This window comes from Emergencia timonensis, assembly GCF_900086585.1.
GTDB classification, from domain to species: Bacteria; Bacillota; Clostridia; order Peptostreptococcales; family Anaerovoracaceae; genus Senimuribacter; species Senimuribacter timonensis.
This window is the reverse complement of the sequence record NZ_FLKM01000009.1, coordinates 194,551-212,303: the sequence shown is the minus strand read 5'-3', so window position 1 is coordinate 212,303 and position 17,753 is coordinate 194,551. Positions and strand designations below refer to the sequence as shown.

17 protein-coding genes and 1 pseudogene are annotated in these 17,753 nt (G+C 45.8%); 1 reads left to right on the top strand and 17 read right to left on the bottom strand.

Going from position 1 to position 17,753, the window contains the following annotated elements:
- Nucleotides 1-4: 4 nt before the first annotated feature.
- The 12 genes and pseudogenes from BN6539_RS11895 to BN6539_RS11845 all read right to left on the bottom strand — a co-directional run.
- Nucleotides 5-706, bottom strand: coding sequence for an energy-coupling factor transporter transmembrane component T family protein (locus tag BN6539_RS11895; RefSeq protein WP_004611453.1), 702 nt, complete (start codon nt 704-706; stop codon nt 5-7).
- A complete protein-coding gene (locus tag BN6539_RS11890; protein ID WP_055151428.1) occupies nt 703-1,314 on the bottom strand; it encodes an MptD family putative ECF transporter S component in 612 nt (203 codons plus the stop codon). The genes BN6539_RS11895 and BN6539_RS11890 overlap by 4 nt, the downstream gene beginning before the upstream one ends.
- Nucleotides 1,315-1,440: 126 nt before the next feature.
- A complete protein-coding gene (locus BN6539_RS11885) occupies nt 1,441-2,403 on the bottom strand; it encodes a helix-turn-helix domain-containing protein (RefSeq protein ID WP_216881867.1) in 963 nt (320 codons plus the stop codon).
- A 218-nt stretch (nt 2,404-2,621) separates the two neighbouring features.
- Nucleotides 2,622-3,428, bottom strand: a complete 807-nt coding sequence (locus BN6539_RS11880) for a class I SAM-dependent methyltransferase (RefSeq protein WP_044986622.1) — start codon at nt 3,426-3,428, stop codon at nt 2,622-2,624.
- Between the two features lie 23 nt (nt 3,429-3,451).
- Nucleotides 3,452-5,185, bottom strand: coding sequence for an ABC transporter ATP-binding protein (locus tag BN6539_RS11875; protein ID WP_055151431.1), 1,734 nt, complete (start codon nt 5,183-5,185; stop codon nt 3,452-3,454).
- 1 nt (nt 5,186) lies between these two features.
- Nucleotides 5,187-6,959, bottom strand: coding sequence for an ABC transporter ATP-binding protein (locus BN6539_RS11870; RefSeq protein ID WP_055151434.1), 1,773 nt, complete (start codon nt 6,957-6,959; stop codon nt 5,187-5,189).
- Nucleotides 6,960-7,070: 111 nt separating this feature from the next.
- On the bottom strand, nt 7,071-7,694 hold the full coding sequence (locus tag BN6539_RS11865; protein ID WP_055151437.1) for a TetR/AcrR family transcriptional regulator: 624 nt from the start codon (nt 7,692-7,694) through the stop codon (nt 7,071-7,073).
- Nucleotides 7,695-7,922: 228 nt separating this feature from the next.
- Entirely contained in the window at nt 7,923-8,351 is a 429-nt protein-coding gene (locus BN6539_RS11860) for an ECF-type sigma factor (protein ID WP_055151440.1), read from the bottom strand.
- Nucleotides 8,352-8,751: 400 nt separating this feature from the next.
- Nucleotides 8,752-9,009, bottom strand: coding sequence for a metal-dependent transcriptional regulator (locus tag BN6539_RS23560; RefSeq protein WP_003433241.1), 258 nt, complete (start codon nt 9,007-9,009; stop codon nt 8,752-8,754).
- Entirely contained in the window at nt 9,002-9,172 is a 171-nt protein-coding gene (locus BN6539_RS23555) for a hypothetical protein (protein WP_456318616.1), read from the bottom strand. The genes BN6539_RS23560 and BN6539_RS23555 overlap by 8 nt, the downstream gene beginning before the upstream one ends.
- A gap of 11 nt (nt 9,173-9,183) precedes the next feature.
- The gene (locus tag BN6539_RS11850; RefSeq protein WP_067538609.1) at nt 9,184-10,920 is read right to left on the bottom strand and encodes an ABC transporter ATP-binding protein; all 1,737 of its coding nucleotides are present in this window, start codon (nt 10,918-10,920) and stop codon (nt 9,184-9,186) included.
- A 14-nt stretch (nt 10,921-10,934) separates the two neighbouring features.
- Nucleotides 10,935-11,393: pseudogene (locus tag BN6539_RS11845) on the bottom strand (ATP-binding cassette domain-containing protein); the annotation flags it as partial.
- A gap of 186 nt (nt 11,394-11,579) precedes the next feature.
- On the opposite strand from BN6539_RS11845, the gene BN6539_RS11840 reads away from it, so the two are divergent.
- Nucleotides 11,580-11,939, top strand: coding sequence for a helix-turn-helix transcriptional regulator (locus BN6539_RS11840; RefSeq protein ID WP_032512174.1), 360 nt, complete (start codon nt 11,580-11,582; stop codon nt 11,937-11,939).
- Between the two features lie 29 nt (nt 11,940-11,968).
- Here BN6539_RS11840 and BN6539_RS11835 read toward each other — a convergent pair whose 3' ends face one another.
- Genes BN6539_RS11835 through BN6539_RS11815 form a run of 5 tightly spaced genes read right to left on the bottom strand, consistent with a single transcriptional unit; the run spans nt 11,969 to nt 17,742 of the window.
- Complete coding sequence (locus BN6539_RS11835; protein WP_003433233.1) at nt 11,969-13,732, bottom strand: lysozyme family protein; 1,764 nt, start codon at nt 13,730-13,732, stop codon at nt 11,969-11,971.
- A 33-nt stretch (nt 13,733-13,765) separates the two neighbouring features.
- Nucleotides 13,766-14,539, bottom strand: coding sequence for a class B sortase (gene srtB / locus BN6539_RS11830; RefSeq protein WP_003433232.1), 774 nt, complete (start codon nt 14,537-14,539; stop codon nt 13,766-13,768).
- A gap of 14 nt (nt 14,540-14,553) precedes the next feature.
- Nucleotides 14,554-14,958, bottom strand: a complete 405-nt coding sequence (locus tag BN6539_RS11825; RefSeq protein ID WP_003433231.1) for a DUF6075 family protein — start codon at nt 14,956-14,958, stop codon at nt 14,554-14,556.
- 13 nt (nt 14,959-14,971) lie between these two features.
- Nucleotides 14,972-17,305 (bottom strand): VirB4-like conjugal transfer ATPase, CD1110 family, encoded by a 2,334-nt coding sequence (locus BN6539_RS11820; protein WP_067538606.1) that lies wholly within the window; start codon nt 17,303-17,305, stop codon nt 14,972-14,974.
- Nucleotides 17,302-17,742, bottom strand: a complete 441-nt coding sequence (locus BN6539_RS11815; RefSeq protein ID WP_032512173.1) for a PrgI family protein — start codon at nt 17,740-17,742, stop codon at nt 17,302-17,304. Before BN6539_RS11815 ends, BN6539_RS11820 begins: the two co-directional genes overlap by 4 nt.
- Between the last annotated feature and the right edge of the window lie 11 nt (nt 17,743-17,753).

Sequence of the window (17,753 nt, the reverse complement as noted above, 5' to 3'; positions counted from 1 at the left end):
CCTCCTATAAAAGACAGCAGCACATAGTAGCTCCCACGCTGACAACAATCAAAAAGCAATCCAGCGCAGCAATCCGGCTGACATAGTAACTTTCTTTCTTGTAGGGGCTTTCAATTCCCCTGACTATGGCAGAAGCGGCTAACTCGTCCGCGATCTTTAAGGAGCGAAATACCATCGGGACAATGGCATATTCCAATGTGTCCATTGGGTGTTTCAAAACATTGCCAACCGATTTTAAGAAACCACGAATTTTCATGGCCTCCCTGACTTCTCCAAATTCATGTAGCACAGTAGGAGCAAACCGGAGCATGACAATCAATACAAGCATGATACGGGTAGGAATCGGCATTTTTCGCAGGCTGGCTGTCAGTTTCCCGGACGGGATTTTAGCCAGAAGATAAGCTGGCATAGCGGGAAGCAACAGCTTGTAAATCATGCTGAGTAGTAGCGGAGAGGGGATGCTGATCTGATATTTTGTCTCGATCATCAGCCATACAATCGCCACTAAATAGACCGCAAAGCATCCCAGAGCCTGTTTATATAAGCCGAACCAGCAGAGGATTAAAAAGATCAAAAAGCTAAAACAACCATGCCCTAAAAAACTTGTTGTAAGAAAGGTCACGATGCAGGCGCACAGCGTAAGGAAAAGAACTGTGCGCCCATCGATCTGGTCAATGCGTTTTTGCTTTTTTTCTCCGACCATCATCCTACAATACCTGCTTTTTGGAAATGCTTTCTGAGCAACCGCTGGCCGAACAATGTACCAAGAATTGCAAGAACCGCAGTAATGACAACACCCAGAAGCATCAGCGCCGGAGAAGTCACCATAGAGAGCTGCATATTCAAGGTATTTGCATCAAAACCGCTGCTTGCTGCCATTTCCTGATAGCTGTCCCAAGACCACCACAGCGGTACGGCACAGCCTACAAAATTTCCGATTGAGTTGACCATCCAGCCAATTCGGTTGCGAACTGCGCTTCGGTATGTATTCTTGCCAACCATGCATAACTCGGCAATGAGGGCTACAATCAAGAAATAGGGAACCAAGAACATATAACCCATAACACCTTGGATTAGTCCATAAACTGCAGCCCAAGCAAACAACAATCCGTGTTTGTTAATGCGATTTGCCGCAACCAAATAAAAAGTTGCTCCGACAAATGCATCAATTCCAGCGGAACCGTACAAATATACTACCGGGAAAGGCAATGTAACCATACCAATCACCATTGCAATCGCGAAATTGATGACCATCATTGCGGCAATCGTCATAACATCGCGAACACCTATTTTTTTCTTTACCGTTTGTTCCATTCCAGAACCCTCCTTAAATATAATAGCGTCGTGGTTAGCTAAAACTAACCACGACGCTATTATACAGTAGTTCGCATCCGCTAACTACTCCAAATGAAAAGACAGTCGCCCAAAACAGCCCAAAAGTTAATTTGATTTTTTTACTTTACGATAATCCTTTGGAAGCATTCCAAACACTTCTTGAAAAGCCCTCGCAAACTTACTAATATTTGAATATCCAAGTTCACCAGCTATTTGCGTGATAGATTGATCTGTTTCCTGCAAATAAACAGCTGCAAGATTCATTTTGTAATTTTTGATATGCGCATAGGGGGTGTCGCCATAAATCTGTTTGAAAATAGCCTGAAATGTGACTTTGCTCATTGGCTCTCTTTGTAAGAGTTCTTCTATAGGTATTTTTTTGTCGAGGTTTTCTATAAGCTGTTGCCGGATTCGCTTGATAATTTCAATTTGTTCCTTGGCATAATATGTTGCTTCATACTGATCTTCAATCCGCAGTTGTTTGATATGATAAAAGAGTTCCAATAATTTAATACGGAAGTAATCTCTCCCTTCAATACCTTTTGCGGCGTACAATTCATCGAAGATATGCAACAATCGCTGTGGTGTTCGACATAAAAACCAATTTTTTTCTAATTCCAATTCTCGCCCAAGATTTAGAACATCAATGTTGTAGTAAGAAAAAATTTGTTGCGTTTGCACATCGACAGAATCTTTATCGATCACACAGCTTAGCCCCACACTATATCCAAAGGGGAAGGAATACGCCGCAGGAATATTTGCAAGAGCATTAATGCAAAATTCTCCTTCTTTCATGTGGAACACTTTGTTATTTCTTAGCTCAAACTCAACACGTCCTTTTTGGTAATGCCGGATTTCAATGATATTCTTATTAGGAATAGGCTCATGGAAAATATCTGAACAATTAAAATCCATAAAAATCAAGTCAATACCAGGGAAAAGATCATAGTCATATAGGCTTCCTGTTCCATTGCATTTATACTCCACTTGAACATAATCATTATACTTATTTTTAATTACAGCATATTCCCCATACCATTCTGGTTTGTGGAGTTCACTCATGCTCATTTCCACCTCCCTATCAGTTGATATAAACTAATTATATAATAGTTTTTTTGGTAGTTTCATTACCAATTAGAAAAAATCACCCCGTGCTTAATTTTTATTTGAGTAATACATCCTCGCTCTAATTCATTGAAAAGCAAATCACTGTAGAGTTGATTGAGGTAACAATTATTATATGTCATAACAAGATTTCACCTCTTTTCTTTTCCGCGCAAAAGTATCTATAATTTCAACTGTATCATCTTCACCATCTTGAATTGATCAGAAACTGCCATACTGACCTTTGTGGATAGCTTTAAGTCGTTTTTAGGAATATAACGATAGTATGGTTCCTCCGCAATCACCTTCACATTACCCCCGATCTTTGCTGCCAGTTCTTCCGCTGAATCCACATAAAAGAACATCTGTGCATCGGCATGGCCGACCTGTTTCATATATTTTTTCTTCATCATGGTCATGCCTCTTTTGTTCACCGTATCAAAAACAACTTCCATATTTCCAAATTGCCCAATCATACGCAGAAGGGCAATGACCTTATGTTCCTCAAAATAATGAAATAACCCGCTTGCAGTAACGAGAATAGGAGCATCAAGTACATCATTGCGAACTTTTTTGATCCAGTCCTTCACAAAGGCATCCCCGGAAATATAAAATTCCCGCTTCGGTTCGGGAAGAAGATCTCGCCGGTATTCGATCACATGAGGCAGATCCACGGCATACCAGTGTGCCTTTCCGTTATCACATCGGTGATAGGTTGTTTCCAGACCACAGCCCAGCTGAACAATCACACCGTCCGGTCTGCGTTCCAGAAAAGACCGAATAATCCGATCCATATTGGCAGACCGGGAAGCAGAGGCCAAGAGGGTATACTGGTTCTGCATATTCTGTTCGATCAAGCCTGAAGGCAGCTTCTTTTTCAATTCCAATGCTTTTTTATCATATAAAATTTGCGGGCAATGCTCACTGGCATAGATTCTGCCCAGCATAGGGATAAACAAGGTATCCTCCAAAACGCCTAATTTTTGCATAACCAGTCCTCCTTTTTGCCTCTTTACGAAAGTTTCCAGTTCTGACTTTCTGTCTGCAGTTTTACCATATGGGCATATACACCATTCTTTTCTTCCAGATCCTTTGGTGATCCTTCTTCTGCCACGGTGCCATCAGAAAGGACAACGATCTTATCCGCTCCGGCTACGGTACGCATTCTGTGGGCGATAACCAGAACGGTTTTATCTGCGATCAGACGGGAAAGGGCTGTCTGTATCAGAGTTTCATTTTCCACATCCAGGGAAGCAGTCGCTTCATCCAAAAGAATGATCGGCGCATTTTTCAGAAATGCACGGGCAATAGAGATACGCTGACGCTCTCCGCCGGATAGTTCACAGCCATTTTCTCCGATATTGGTATGCCATCCATCCGGCAGTTTTTTGGCAAATTCATCCACATTGGCAAGTTTCGCAGCCGCAATGACCTGTTCATCTGTGGCGTCTTTGTTTCCGATTCGGATATTCTCCAGAATCGTATTGTCAAACAGTGTGACATCCTGGAATACGATGGAATACAGAGAAAGCAGTGTTTCCGGGTCTATTCGGGATACATCCATACCTCCCACGGTAATCTTTCCTCTGTTAATATCCCAGAATCTTGCAGCCAGCCGGGATACGGTTGTTTTCCCGCCGCCAGATGGGCCGACCAAAGCCGTAACCTCTCCCTGTTTTGCCGTAAAGGAAACATCTTTCAATACCGTTTCTCCGGTATTGTAGGCAAACCCAACATGGTCAAAGACAATATCATACCCCTGATTGGAAAGCCTGTCACTGCCTTGCTGGATTGGATGATCGAGAATCTCATTCATTCGGGCAATGTTGGTTCGTGTACTGATGACTGCCGCAAGATTCTGGAGCGCGCCCTGCAGAGGGTCATATAAACGGGATACTACCAGAAGGAACATAAAGAATGTAAGCACGGAGAGGCTTCCTTGCATGAGTAGAACAGCTCCCACCAGCGCAACCGTTGCAATACCAAGCTTCAGCACCAGTGACGCGGAAACCACAAAAGCAGCAAGACCAAATTCATTGAGGATGGAACGATGCTCCACAGCACGGATCTTCTTTTCCAGCCCTTTTAAATATGCCTGCTCCGCATTATTTGCTTTCAGGTCACGTACCGTTTCAATACACTCCTGTATTCCGTCTGCGCAGGCCATCTTTACATCCATGGCTTTCTGATTCAGATTTTCCTGAATCTTTGCGGAAAATCCCACAATCGCAAAGGCAACCGGCAGAACCCATAAGGCAGCCAGTGCCATTCTCCAGTCCGTAAAGAGCAGACCGACAGAAATCAGAACTGTAGAAATGATCGAACCCGCAAGCTCAGGGATAAAATGCGAAAAACTCTGCTCCAGGAAGGTGCAATCCGCCATAATGGTACTGGTAAGATCGGCTAAATCCTTTTTCCCGAAAAAGGAAAGGGGGATTTTGCGCAGATGCTCTGCCAGGGTAATGCGGCGGATACCGCTTTCTTTGTAAGTGGCAAAATAGGTCGCATTGTATTGAAAGAAAGTGGTCAGCAGAATCAAGCCGATACACACCACGCAGCCTGCCACATAAAATGGAATTTTCCCACCGGGAACACCCCCGTTCATCAGATCGCTAACCAGGTAATATAAAAGTCCCACCGGAAACATAAAAGACAGATTCTGAAGGACACAGGCCAGGCAGCCTTTGATCAGGTCTTTTGCTCCCTGTTCAGACAGGGCATATTTTTTCTGCAGTTTTTTGATCATATCACTGCACCTCCTTTGTTACCTTCCATTGCACGGAAGTCTGGTAATTTTTCCACATACGGCTGAAAATGCCGTCTTTTGCAAGCAATTCACGACTGTTCCCGCACTCGGCAACCTGTCCGTCCTGAATGACAAAAATCTGATCCACATTTGTTACGGTAGAAAGCCTGTGGGCAATCATAATCACTGTCTTTCCCTCGGAAAGTTTTGAGAAAGCAGCCTGTACACGGCTTTCGTTATCCGGGTCAGCAAAGGCAGTGGCTTCATCCAGAATAATAATCGGCGCATTTTTCAGCATCACACGGGCAATGGCAATTCGTTGCTGCTCTCCACCGGAAAGATAGACCCCCTTTGTACCGATGACCGTATCCACACCCTGTGGGAGTTTTTCCAGAATATCATCGCATTGCGCGTGATGAAGGGCAGTCAGAACTTCCTCACGGGTAGCTTCCGGTTTTCCCATACGCACATTTTCCAGAATGGACGCCTTGATGAGACGGCTGTTCTGAAATACGAAAGACACCGTATTCATGAGTTCCTCTTTTGGGATGTCTTTCACATTAACACCACCGATTTTTACCATTCCGCTCTGGGGATCAAAGAATCGGGAAATCAGGTTGGCAAGGGTTGTCTTACCACCGCCGGACGGGCCTACAAAAGCTACCGTCTGCCCTGCAGGAATGGTCAGTGAAATATCTTTTAATACTTCTTTTTCTCCATCATAGCTGAAATGAACCGATTTCAGTTCCACGGAAGCGTTTTGAGGATGCTTTGGATGTTTCGTTTCCTCCAGAGGCTTCAAATTCAAAACGCTGTCAATTCTCTGTAAAGCGTCGTCTACGATCATGGCGTTTTCACTTTGGAACATAATGCGTGTCAGTGTGACAGAAATAACCGGCGTAATAATGATATAGAAAATGAGATCCAGTAAGAAACCGGAAGTCACACCGTCTTGTGTAAGCAACAGTCCTCCGGCGATCAGTGTGGCAAAAACTCCGTTGATCGCAGCTGTATAGAACATCATCGGTGTCCGAAGCTGCTTGGTATAAGCAATCACCCATACTTTATACCGGTCAATGGAGTCTTTAAACTTCTTAAAGGAAAAGATCGTCTGGCCAAAGGTTTTTACCACCGGAATCCCACGGACATACTCTACCGCTTCGTTGGACATATCATCCAGCGCATTCTGGTATTCTTTCATCTTTTCCTGCATCTGCTTTCCGGTCATTGTCATCATGATCAGAAATCCCAGCACAACCGGAACAAGGCTCAACAGTCCCAGTCTCCAGTCAAATGCAAACAACAGCACCAAAAGACCACAGGGGGTTGCAATGGCATTGGCTCTGTCGGGAAGCTGATGAGCGAGATAGGTTTCAGTGGCTGCGCTGGATTCGTTGACGATCTTGCGCAGTTTTCCGCTGCCAAAACTTTCGGCAAAACCTAAGGGAAGTCTGACAATATGTTTCATGGTCTGGATACGCAGGTTTGTGGCGATACGAAATGCCCCTAAATGGGAACACATCAGCCCTGCTATGTAGACAAGCACCGCTATAACCGCAAACAATACTGCCATCCAGCCATTACCGGTCAGGTTCTGTGCCTGGCCAAAATTCGGTGCCACCTCCAATACTTCCTTGATCATTTTCCAGATGTAATAGAAGGGTACCAGAGCAATCAGGGCACTGATTGCAGAAAGCACCCAGGAAGCATAGGTCAGGTACTTATGGCTGCCTGCAATTTCCAGCAGGCGTGATAAATTGGATTGTTTTTTCAAAAAAAATTCCTCCTTTTCTTTGTGTTTATGATAAAGAGAACACGTCTATGTTCTTACAATATCCGAATTTAGGTTAGCTGTAGCTAACTGTCGAACAAAAATTATAAGGCATTACTGCCCCATAATTTTCATCCATCCTGCTGTATAAAAGGCGCGCATTTCTCTAACGTAGTTTTCGGCATCTTTTAGCGGCATTTCGTGGATGATCAATTCAAAAAAAGTATGAAACATTCCGGTGATCAGAATATGCTCCAGCGAAGGATCGATATGCGGAGAGGGCCGTCCAAGCTGCCTTAAGACATCCTGATAGGCATGCGTCCCATCTACCTCAATCTCCACCATTTCATCAATTAGCCCGGCAAATTTTGTCCCTTCCGAACAGCAGAGGATCAGTTTACATTCCTCTAAATGTTCGTACGCATAATAGAGAATATCGTACATGCAGATTCCCGAAATATCACTCATGACTTCCGGCTGCTGGGCAGCTGGTAGTTCGGCGAACTCCTGCTGTGCCTTTATAAAACGGTTACGAATATATTCATAATGTTCACCAACGATGGCTTCAAAAAGTTCTTCTTTGCTTTTGTAATATCCGTAAAAGGCTCCGGTAGTCATTCCCACGGATTTCACAATATTCCGCAGGGAAGCGTCTTTATATCCTTTTTCTAAAAATTCTGCTTTCGCTGCCCGATGGATATTTTCTAAAGTCGTTCCATTTCCGTTTATTTTGCACACCTCCTATATAACAGTGCTATATAACACTGTTATAATTTTAATCTCTAAAAAAGGTTTTGTCAAGAGCAACAAGAAATAGTTGCATAAAAATAGCAATCCAAACATCATTCTGCACTTTATTACTGATAAAATTTTTAAATACTGGTTTTGATAACAGTTTTATTTTTTCTAATAAATGATAAGCAGGGCGGAGTTTGTTCTCACACCCTGCTTTGTGATTATAATGAATTATTCAAAGATCTTCTTCACTTTTTCTTTCAGCCTGTCCATACGTCTGTAAACCGCCTTTTCGGTAATCTTTAGATGCCTGGCGATTTCATGGGTGCTATACCCCTGGATCTTCATCAGAACGATCTGCAGGGTAAGCCTGTCCACTGTGATCAGTATATGATACAATTCCTGATTCTCAATATAATCTAAGAAGTCCTGTACTGTTTTCGGTTCCGGCTGATCTGTGGATGCTGCTACGGTATCCAGATATGTACCTGTTTCCTGCACACGCTCATAATAGCGTCTATCTGAATTAAATGCCTGACGGTCATAGAAACGGATTGCTTCAATTATATCTTCAGAAACACCGCTGTCTCTTAAAATCTTTTCTTCTTTCTCTTTCCAGAGCTTCCATTTGCGCTCTGCTTTTCCATGGTTATATGCCATTTTCTTACCTCCAATCTGATTTGTTTGAACACTCAGATTGGAAAGGGCGGAGAACGACAGCCGATACCGGAAGAAGGCTTGTCCTTTTTCCCGACAAATATCGACAAACAAAAAACCGCAAAGGCTGTTAAACCTTTGCGGCAGTGAGAAAAATGAGAACTACGTTGTAGAGCTAAAACTTCTACATTAGGGGCGTGAGAGTGCCACCAACAGCAGAAGATTTTTTTGAGAGGCTATCCTCATTCCTGTATGAAATTATGTAGGTAGTTGCTGCTTTGGATAAGCAGCGGGGCGGCTGAAGCAGACCAGCACATAAAAAATCCCTCCAAACCCAAAACGGGTTCAGAGGGAAGATGTGTAATCAGGCATGATGAATCCGCCCACCGAAACACCGTTTTTTTTATTCGGTGGGCTTATCCTTTATCTCTTTTGACAGGGCAGAAATCTCGTTTTCCTGATTTCTAAAGGCGGCCTCTTTCAAACGTTCAAAACTTTCATTACTGATCACATGTTCTATCCGGCAGGCATCAACTTCTGCAGTTTCAGGATCAACACCTGCCGCGATAAGCTGTTCCGTAAAAAAGCAATGACGTTCATAAATCTTTTCAGCAACCTTGCGGCCTACATCGGTCAAATGGAGAAAGTGATCTTCATCCATTGTGAGCAAAGCCGCCGTCTTTCAGAGTGTTGACCGCCACACAAATACTCGGTTTTGACACTCCCATGTGCCGGGCAACATCTACGGAGCGCACCATGCCAAGTTTCTTATGGAGAACAAGGATGGTTTCCAGATAGTCCTCCCCGGACGCATGAAGTTTCATCGCTACCTCCTTTACTGCACCAGTTTCCAGCCGATGGCCTCCTGTCTGGCCGTCACAAAGTCGGCATACAAGCCCTTCTGCTGGATCAGCTCCGCATGAGTGCCGCTCTGGACAATGTGAGCATTGTTTAACACGAGGATTTGATCAGCGCTGCGAACGGTTTTCAGGCGATGGGCAATCATAATAATGGTCTTGTCATGAGTCAGTGCCTCGATAGCCCGCTGCAATTCGTCCTCATTCTCCGGGTCAACGCTGCTAGTTGCCTCGTCCAAAATAATGATAGGCGCATTTTTCAGCATGGCGCGGGCGATGGAGATGCGCTGCTTTTCACCACCAGACAAAGTGCCGCCGCCCTCGCCGATCACAGTATCATAACCCTCCGGCAGAGCAGAAATAAAGTCATGGCAGCAAGCCTTTTTTGCCGCTTCAACCACCTGCTCATGGGTGGCGTCCGGGCAGCCAAACTTGATATTATTTTCAATCGTATCTGCAAACAGGTACACGCTCTGGAACACCATCGAGATATTCTTCATCAGACCGTCCAGTTTGAAATCCCGTACATCTGTGCCGCCTATGGTAATCTTTCCGGCGTTCACATCCCAAAAACGGGCAATCAAGTTGCACATCGTTGTCTTACCTGCCCCGGAAGGGCCAATAATAGCCGTAGTCGTTTTTTCGGGAATGGTAAAGCTGACCTGATCCAGTATCTTGCGGTCTGCATACGAAAAATCCACCTTGTCAAACACGATCTCGCTGGACTTCGGCGTAATGTCCGTGCCCTTCTCGTCCATCACCGGCGTATCGTCAATGGAATTTGCCGTATCCATTGAGGCCGCCAGCATTTGGAGCAGAGAAGCCATGTTCCCGGCATTCTCCAAGTCGTTGAACACCATGAAAGAAGCAATCACCAAAATCGGACCGTAGGCCAACGGCAGGGAGCCGTCCAACCAGAACCAGACCGAGGACAAAAGCAGCAAGACGCTGAACACTCGGACAACGGCCTGTTTGATAGCGTCATAGGGGACACTGGCTTTTGTTAATTTCAGATTGTCCCGGCAGCTTGCATGGATTGCACTGCCGATAGACTGCGTGCTATCCTGTTCCAGCCCAAATGCTTTGACAATCCCCATTCCTTGAATGTACTCCAACACGGACTCCACAAGGGACTCCTGTGTGTGCTGGCGTACCCCGCTGAGCGTGACAGATTTGCGAAGTGCCAGTTCCGCCGCCGCAAGGTAAATCAGGACACCGGCAGCGGCCATAAGACCAATCCGCCAGTCGAATATCAGTAGGACGATGACAAGAGCCACTGAGTTGAAAAATCCGCCCAGCACTGACACCAGGACACGGGCTGCCGAGTTCTCTACATCGCCCAAAGTTGTTGTAACAATAGCGGTAATATTCCCGATGCTATTCTTGTTGAAGTAGCCCATCGGGATATAGCGCAGCCGATCCCCGATGTGGATACGCTTTTCCACCACCATGCAATAGCCGGTTTCCGTTTGCTCCATCGTGGAGAAATAGAGCGTGATGATATGCCCAATGAGGGAAACAGCCATAATCCCCAGCGAAATCCAGATAAACTTTCCGTCCCGGTTGTCAGATACCAGCGCGCCAATTACCACAAAGAGGGCAGCAAACTGCATGGCTGAAAACAGCCCGGACAGGAACGCAAACAACAGAGACTTTTTCAGTAGCCCCTTTTTGCTACCTGCAAAAGCAAAAATTTTTTTCAATGTTCCGTACATCTGACAACACCCCCTTACATCTGATCTTTCGCACCAATATGCGCCTGCCACATATCCCGGTAGAGGGGGCAGGTTTCCAGCAGTTTCTTATGCGTACCCTGTGCGTGGACGGTTCCATCCTTCACCACAACGATGTTGTCCGCTCCAACAATGGTAGACAGCCGGTGTGCAATCACAATCAGGGTCTTGCCGACAGTCAAAGCGGAAATGGCTTTCTGTACCAGTGCCTCATTTTCGGGGTCGATGTAGGCAGTTGCCTCGTCCAAAATGACAACCGGTGCATTTTTCAGCATGGCACGGGCGATGGCAATACGCTGGCGCTCCCCGCCGGAAAGGTGGGAACCGGCGCTGCCGACAACCGTATCATAGCCATTGTCCAGCCTGCGGATAAAGGCGTCGCAACCACTTTGTTCGGCGGCCTGTTCCACCTCCGCGTCTGTGGCGCTGGGTCTTCCCATGCGGATATTCTCACGTTTATGCTGTTTGAATCACGAGTCATATTGTTTTCCAAAAAATAATGCAAATAGGAAATCTGAAATTATATCTCTATATATAAGATATAAAATCTCTTATTACAGGAAATTTCACATCGTTTCATAAGAACTATGACCTCTGTACAATAGAAAAGTAACATTATATTGCTACAAGGTGGTGAGCTTATGGACGAAAGAAACAACGATTTTGACTTTGATTTTATGCCCATTGGACAGGCAATCAAAAAAGCCCGTGAAGCCAGAGGAATGACCAGGGAGCAACTTGCCGGGATTATTGGATATGCTCCACGACACATTCAGTCCATTGAGAACGAGGGACAACACCCAAGTATTGAGCTGTTTATTCAGCTGATTACCATGTTCGATGTGTCTGTTGATGAATACGTATTTCCTAAAAAAGAAGTGAAGAAAAGTTCCGTCCGCAGACGTTTAGACGCACAGCTCGACAAACTCAACGATAGAGAACTGTCCGTCATAGAAGCAACTGTGAACGGGTTATGTATGGCAAAAGAGCCAGAGGAATAAAAAATCCTCTGGTTTTCTTTTGCTGATTTTTAGTAGGCTGGAACACCATATCCATAGATGGAGCTGCTTCCAACCGTATATTGTCTTTGTTTTACCGCATCGCCGGAATTTCCTTCTACGGTGTAGACAACTCCGTTTTCGCATTTCTCTACAATACCTACATGGTCGGTTGAACCATCGCCTTCCCAATCGAAGAAAATAATGTCCCCCGCAGTAGGCTCATAGTTTCTGTCCTGCCATTGGTTCCGTTCTTTGAACCAGTTTGCACCGCTGACGCATCCTGCAAACTTCGGGATAAAGCCACCTTCGATATAACCGCACTGCTCTGCACACCATGAAACAAAGCAGGCACACCATTCTTCCCGGCTGCTGAAACCATACCATGACCAGTAGGGCTGTCCGCCCTCATTGCCAAGCTGCGTCAGGGCAACTTCCACGATTGCCTGATTACCGCCACTGGTAAATGCCCGCCCGAAAGGATAATAGCGCAGTACATGAGAAACATACTGGGTATCACCATAGCTGTCCCATCCCAATCGCTCTGCCTGCATTGTGGAAAACTCAACCGCATTGGCATAAGTGTAGCCGCCGTAATTGGTCTGCGCCCATGTGATATAGCCATTTCCGAAGTTATATCCCTGCAGGGCCAGTTTGATCCGATCCATGTCCACGGGATTTTCCACTTGTGCGGCATTCAGACAAGCAGCTAAATTCTGGATACCGACATTGATGGAATATTCCGGGTCTGTAATGCCATTCGGTGTATTTGGGTACTGTGTGTTATACCCACATTCCGATGCCTGCATGGGATCGTTTCCCTGTCCTCCAGACTCCTGCATCATGACCGCCTTGATAAGCTCCACATATTCAGGAATCCCATGCTGCTTTGCATATTTCTGGATCAGCGGTTCATAAGCTTCTACCTCGGCACTGACCGGAGTATAAGAAGTGCTTTCACTGCCGCCGCCAAACAGGGAGATCGCACAACCAAGCAATACCACGATCAAAATAATCACTATTGCGATCCAGCCGCCTGCAACAATCGCTGCTATCAATGCTTTTGTTCCTGCAATGATCGCTTTGACAGCCGCTATGGTGGCTTTGACGGTTGTTTTAGCCGCCGCTGCAGATGCCTTTGCGGATGCTCTTGCCGCCTGCGCTGCTTTCTGTGCGGTTTTGGCAGAAGCCTTTGCCGCTGCCTGTGCGGTTTTGGTAGCCTGCTGTGTGGTCTTAATGGCCGCTTTGGAAGTCACCTGTGCTGTTTTTACGCTTCTTTCGGTTGTTTTTACAGAGCCTTTTGCCACTGTCTTAACAGTTTTTCCTGCGCTTCTGGCAGACTGCTTAATCGTTCTTTTGGTATCTGTTGCTGTTTTTATGGTCTGGACAGAAGCATCCGAAACAGGAGAACGGCCTGCAGTTCCACGATGGATCTGCAAGCCGTTCTGTCCAGACACATTCCTTGCTGACCTCTGCTCAGCAGCTTTGACAGCCCGCTTCTGCTTAAAATCAGCCATTTTGTCCTTTGCCTTAACGACAGTTTCTTTGGTGGTCTTAACGCCTTTTTGCCCTTGCTTATTGAACTGGTGGATACCTTCATCCTTTACCCGGTCAGAAGCATAGGAGATCTTATCCGCAGCATATTCCGTAGCAGAGCCTTCATTGGCGTAATATCCTTCTTCCGCTTTCTCCTTTGTCTTTGCATAGGCAGCTTTCATACGCTCTGAAGCAACGGCGGCTTTATCTATGGTCTTAATCGTGCCTTTGACTGCATCTCTGGTTTTAATATCTGCCATAGAAGCCCTCCTTTCTTAGAAGCTGTACTTTCCTCATGCAGTCTTTTTTGCTACCACGACAAGCCTTCCATTTGTAGCCGAATACTCACAGGTAGAAAGGGTAATCAGCCTGTCACCATAGTCAGCAGTGACACCCGTATCATACAGGGCAAGCTCTTTACACGTTTCGATATAGGCATTAAATTCTTCCTCATTCTCCGCATTCACAAAATCATAATAGCGATAACCGCTGGAGCTGTAAGCGACCGTCTTAAATACAGCAACGATCTCATACTCTGCCTGCTCTGTCAGGGTATCAAACTGAATGGTTTTGTGTTCCTCATAAAAGCTCTTGGATTTATAATCCTCCAAAGCTCCAAACATGCGGTTTCCACTGATGTGATGCCCGTAAATGATGAGATTATCACTGGTAAGCAGATCACAGTTTTCCTGAATATACGGAGTACCTAAATCACTGTACTGCTTTTCAAAGTTGTGTTTGAGATAGTAATTCGGTTCATCCTTCGTCTGCATAACAGGGTAGTTAATAGACGTGCCGGAAATGGAAATCCAGCCTACCATATCTTCATTCTGCAAATACAGCTCCTTGTACTTGGACAGGACATCTTGGCCTTCGCTGACGGGGACATCATCAGGAACAGGTTCTTCATCGGGAGCCTGTGCCACCACTTCCGCAATCTCGTCAAATACTTCCGTCTGTTCGTCCAGCTGTTCATAGTGATCATAGATGTGATAAATAGAAAAAGCCGCCGTACCTAAAAGGCACACGGCGGCAACCAGGCAGATTATAGATTGATACTTTTTCATGGGCTTCTCCTTTCTTATCGTAACCGTTCATTTTGTTTTCTGGGTGCAGGAAGATCCCTGCAATATTCGGGATACCTGACCTTGATGCCCTCCATGAAGTAGGGGGCAAATTCACAGCAGAACAGATCTTCCGGTGTAAAAGACTGGGGGCTGTCCATATCGGTGTAACCGTTCCAGAGGTTAAAGGCAAGGCGGCAGACCCTAACAGTTCCGCTGGTCTGCCATCCGCCATGCATCCCATCCGGGTTAATACAGTCATTTTTAAAGTCAAACATCTGGTTGATATTTGCCCTGGTTTCTGAAGCAATCCCCATGACATAGAAAAATGCCCGGTGATAGCAGTCGTTGACTCTGCACTTGTTCATGTTTTCAAGGAAAAAATCTCTGTGGGCTGTTCCGTTAAAGCGTATCTCTGACATAACTTCTCCTTTCTTAAACCTCTCCAAACTTGGTCGTCATCAGTTTATACAGTTCCGTATTATGCGGGAATTTGTTGACAAACGGTACAAGGGAACTGCCTACCTTTAAAAGTCCCTGGCCTGCGCCTACATTGGTGATATAGCCCATCTGAAGGTCAGAGATGTTCAAAAGCTTGGCAAGCTCAATCCTGTCCGTAGACGCCTGATTGAGCATGATGATAAATTCAGAGTTGGCAAGCATTGTCCTTGCGGTATGGCTCTGCAAAAGATCGTCCACATTCTGTGTGATACCGGTACAGTATGCACCATATTTACGCACACGCTTCCAGAGGGTAAAGAGGAAGTTTGCCGAGTATTCATGCTGGAACAGCAGATAGATTTCATCAATGAAAATGAACGTGTTCCTGCCCTTGGCTCTGTTCTGCGTAATGCGGTTTAGAATACTGTCCAGGACAACCAGCATACCGATCGGCTGCAACTGTTTGCCCAGATCCAGAATGTCATAGCAGATCAGACGGCTGTGGGTATCCACATTGGTGTTCTTGGCAAAGGTGTTCAGGCTGCCATCGGTAAACAGCTCAATGGCAAGAGCGATTTCCTGCGCCTCCGGCTCATTCTGTTTGAGCAGTTCTTCACGGAAGTCCTGTAAAGTAGGCGGGACACCCTGATAATTTCCCTGCTGATAGTGGCGGTAAACACTGGCCGTACAGCGGTCGATAATGGATTTCTGTTTTGCCCCCAGACTTGCACCGCCAATGAGCTGTTCACAGAGAGACAAAATAAACTCCGATTTCAGAATGACCGGGTTTGCGCCGTCACCGTAATCGGAGTTCATATCCATTGCATTGATGTGGTTTTCACTGGTCGCAGAAATGTGGATTACTTCGCCCTGCATGGCTTTTACCAGTGGAGAATATTCTCGCTCAGGGTCGATAATAATAACATCCGCATTGGGATCTGTGAGGATGATATTGGTCATTTCTTCTTTTGCCGTAAAGGATTTACCTGCACCAGACACACCGAGAATAAAGGAGTTTCCGTTGAGCAGGTGGCGGCGGTTGGCAATAATCATGTTCTTGCTGATCACATTCTGCCCGTAATATACACCGTCCTTGTGGTAGATCTCCTGCACCCTGAACGGGATAAATACGGCAAGGCTCTCCGTTGTCAGCGTGCGCAGGGCATCGATCTTACGCACACCAAACGGCAGCGCCGTGTTCAGTCCGTCCATCTGCTGATATTTCAGCACCGCAAACTGACACAAATGCTTTCTGGCAGCGGTCAGCAGGGCTTCCGTATCGCTGTCCAGCTGCTCTTTGGTTTCAGCGGTATGCACCATTGTCAGCACCGCAAACATCATCCGCTGGTCACGGGTTGTCAGGTCGTCCAGAAATTCCTTACTTTCCTTGCGCTGCTGCTCAAGGTCATACGGGACAACTGCGGAGAAGTTATTATTCTGATTCTGTTTTCTCTGCCAGTTCGTAATATTGGTTTCAACACCGAGCAGTCGGTTTTCCACTTCCCGCACAGCTTCATCCGTGGGAACCGGGACAACGTCAATCGACAGCATCATATTTCGATTCAGCTCACAAAGCTCCGCTACCATGCTGTCTTTGATATAAGCAGCGTATTCTCTAAGGAAGATCACACGCCCGTATCGATCTCCCATACGGAAGCAGTCCTTTTCAAACTCAAAGGTGTCCGGGCAGATAAAGTCTTTGAAATCATGGCCTTTGCGCATACTCTGTACCATATCGAAGGTAAAAGCGGTTTCTTCGCCGGTACGGTAGAAGTCGTGGAAGATACGGAGTTTTTCTTCCGCTTCCAGTTCCACGCATCGTGCGCCCAGGCGGGAAAAATGAGTGACAAGGTCGGCACCCACACGGGCAAAATAGTTCCGTGCTTCTTCGATATTCTTTTTGCACACAGAAATAGTCACATATTTGTCCTGCACGATAGAGTTTGCTCCGGTTGCCTTATCCAGCAGCATCTTGTTGTACTCCTTACGGTACTTATCCAGACCGTCCTCTGCCATGGGGATCAGGATGGTCTGCTCAAAATCCACCCGGTTCAGACGGCGGTTATTGATGGTGAGCTTTGTGGTAGCGCCGCTGTCAAAAGCATTGAGCAGTTCGGAGTATTCCAAAAACATGGCTTCCTTGTCCTCACGGCTGGCCACGGCATAATTGATGTCCTCAAATTTAAAGGTCTTTGCATATTTGTTCCTGCCGACAAGGAAAATGCCATCTTCCCAGATGGTATAAATGGGAATGACATTCTGTACCGACTTAGGCACGACGAATTTTTCCTTATCCTGCTTGAACAGGGTTCTCAGGGTCTTGATCATGCTGCACCTCCTTTATTCTTTTTCGCTTTCTTCTTATTCTGTTTTTGCTCCTTTGGCTCTTTTCGTCTCTGTTTTTTGGGAACAACGGGAAGTCCTTTTTCTCTGGCCTCGATGCTGGACTTCATGGCTTCGTAATAAAGATTGTCTGGACGGAACATCAGTTTCTTGGGCATCAGAAATTCGGATTTAAACCATGCCCAGACAAACTGTTCTGCGGTCATACCGTTATATTTGATAAAGCCCATCGCCGCAAAGGGGAATGCCCCTAAAATACATACCCAGCTAAGGGTTTCCATGCCAAAGTATGGGCGGAGAAGAAAATACAAGCCTACCGCAACGCCGCAGGCAAGGACAGAAAAAATGAACTGCCTTAACGACAGTCCGAAAAACATACTTTCCGTATAGTTACGGATTTCTTTATTGATCTTTACTTCCAAAATGGATACCT

Coding starts and splice junctions, on each gene's coding strand:
- BN6539_RS11895 (WP_004611453.1), bottom strand. CDS start 706: ATGATGGTCGGAGAAAAAAAGCAAAAACGCATTGACCAGATCGATGGG.
- BN6539_RS11890 (WP_055151428.1), bottom strand. CDS start 1,314: ATGGAACAAACGGTAAAGAAAAAAATAGGTGTTCGCGATGTTATGACG.
- BN6539_RS11885 (WP_216881867.1), bottom strand. CDS start 2,403: ATGAGCATGAGTGAACTCCACAAACCAGAATGGTATGGGGAATATGCT.
- BN6539_RS11880 (WP_044986622.1), bottom strand. CDS start 3,428: ATGCAAAAATTAGGCGTTTTGGAGGATACCTTGTTTATCCCTATGCTG.
- BN6539_RS11875 (WP_055151431.1), bottom strand. CDS start 5,185: ATGATCAAAAAACTGCAGAAAAAATATGCCCTGTCTGAACAGGGAGCA.
- BN6539_RS11860 (WP_055151440.1), bottom strand. CDS start 8,351: ATGGCATATAACCATGGAAAAGCAGAGCGCAAATGGAAGCTCTGGAAA.
- BN6539_RS23560 (WP_003433241.1), bottom strand. CDS start 9,009: ATGGATGAAGATCACTTTCTCCATTTGACCGATGTAGGCCGCAAGGTT.
- BN6539_RS23555 (WP_456318616.1), bottom strand. CDS start 9,172: ATGAAACTTCATGCGTCCGGGGAGGACTATCTGGAAACCATCCTTGTT.
- BN6539_RS11850 (WP_067538609.1), bottom strand. CDS start 10,920: ATGTACGGAACATTGAAAAAAATTTTTGCTTTTGCAGGTAGCAAAAAG.
- BN6539_RS11840 (WP_032512174.1), top strand. CDS start 11,580: ATGGACGAAAGAAACAACGATTTTGACTTTGATTTTATGCCCATTGGA.
- BN6539_RS11835 (WP_003433233.1), bottom strand. CDS start 13,732: ATGGCAGATATTAAAACCAGAGATGCAGTCAAAGGCACGATTAAGACC.
- srtB (WP_003433232.1), bottom strand. CDS start 14,539: ATGAAAAAGTATCAATCTATAATCTGCCTGGTTGCCGCCGTGTGCCTT.
- BN6539_RS11825 (WP_003433231.1), bottom strand. CDS start 14,958: ATGTCAGAGATACGCTTTAACGGAACAGCCCACAGAGATTTTTTCCTT.
- BN6539_RS11820 (WP_067538606.1), bottom strand. CDS start 17,305: ATGATCAAGACCCTGAGAACCCTGTTCAAGCAGGATAAGGAAAAATTC.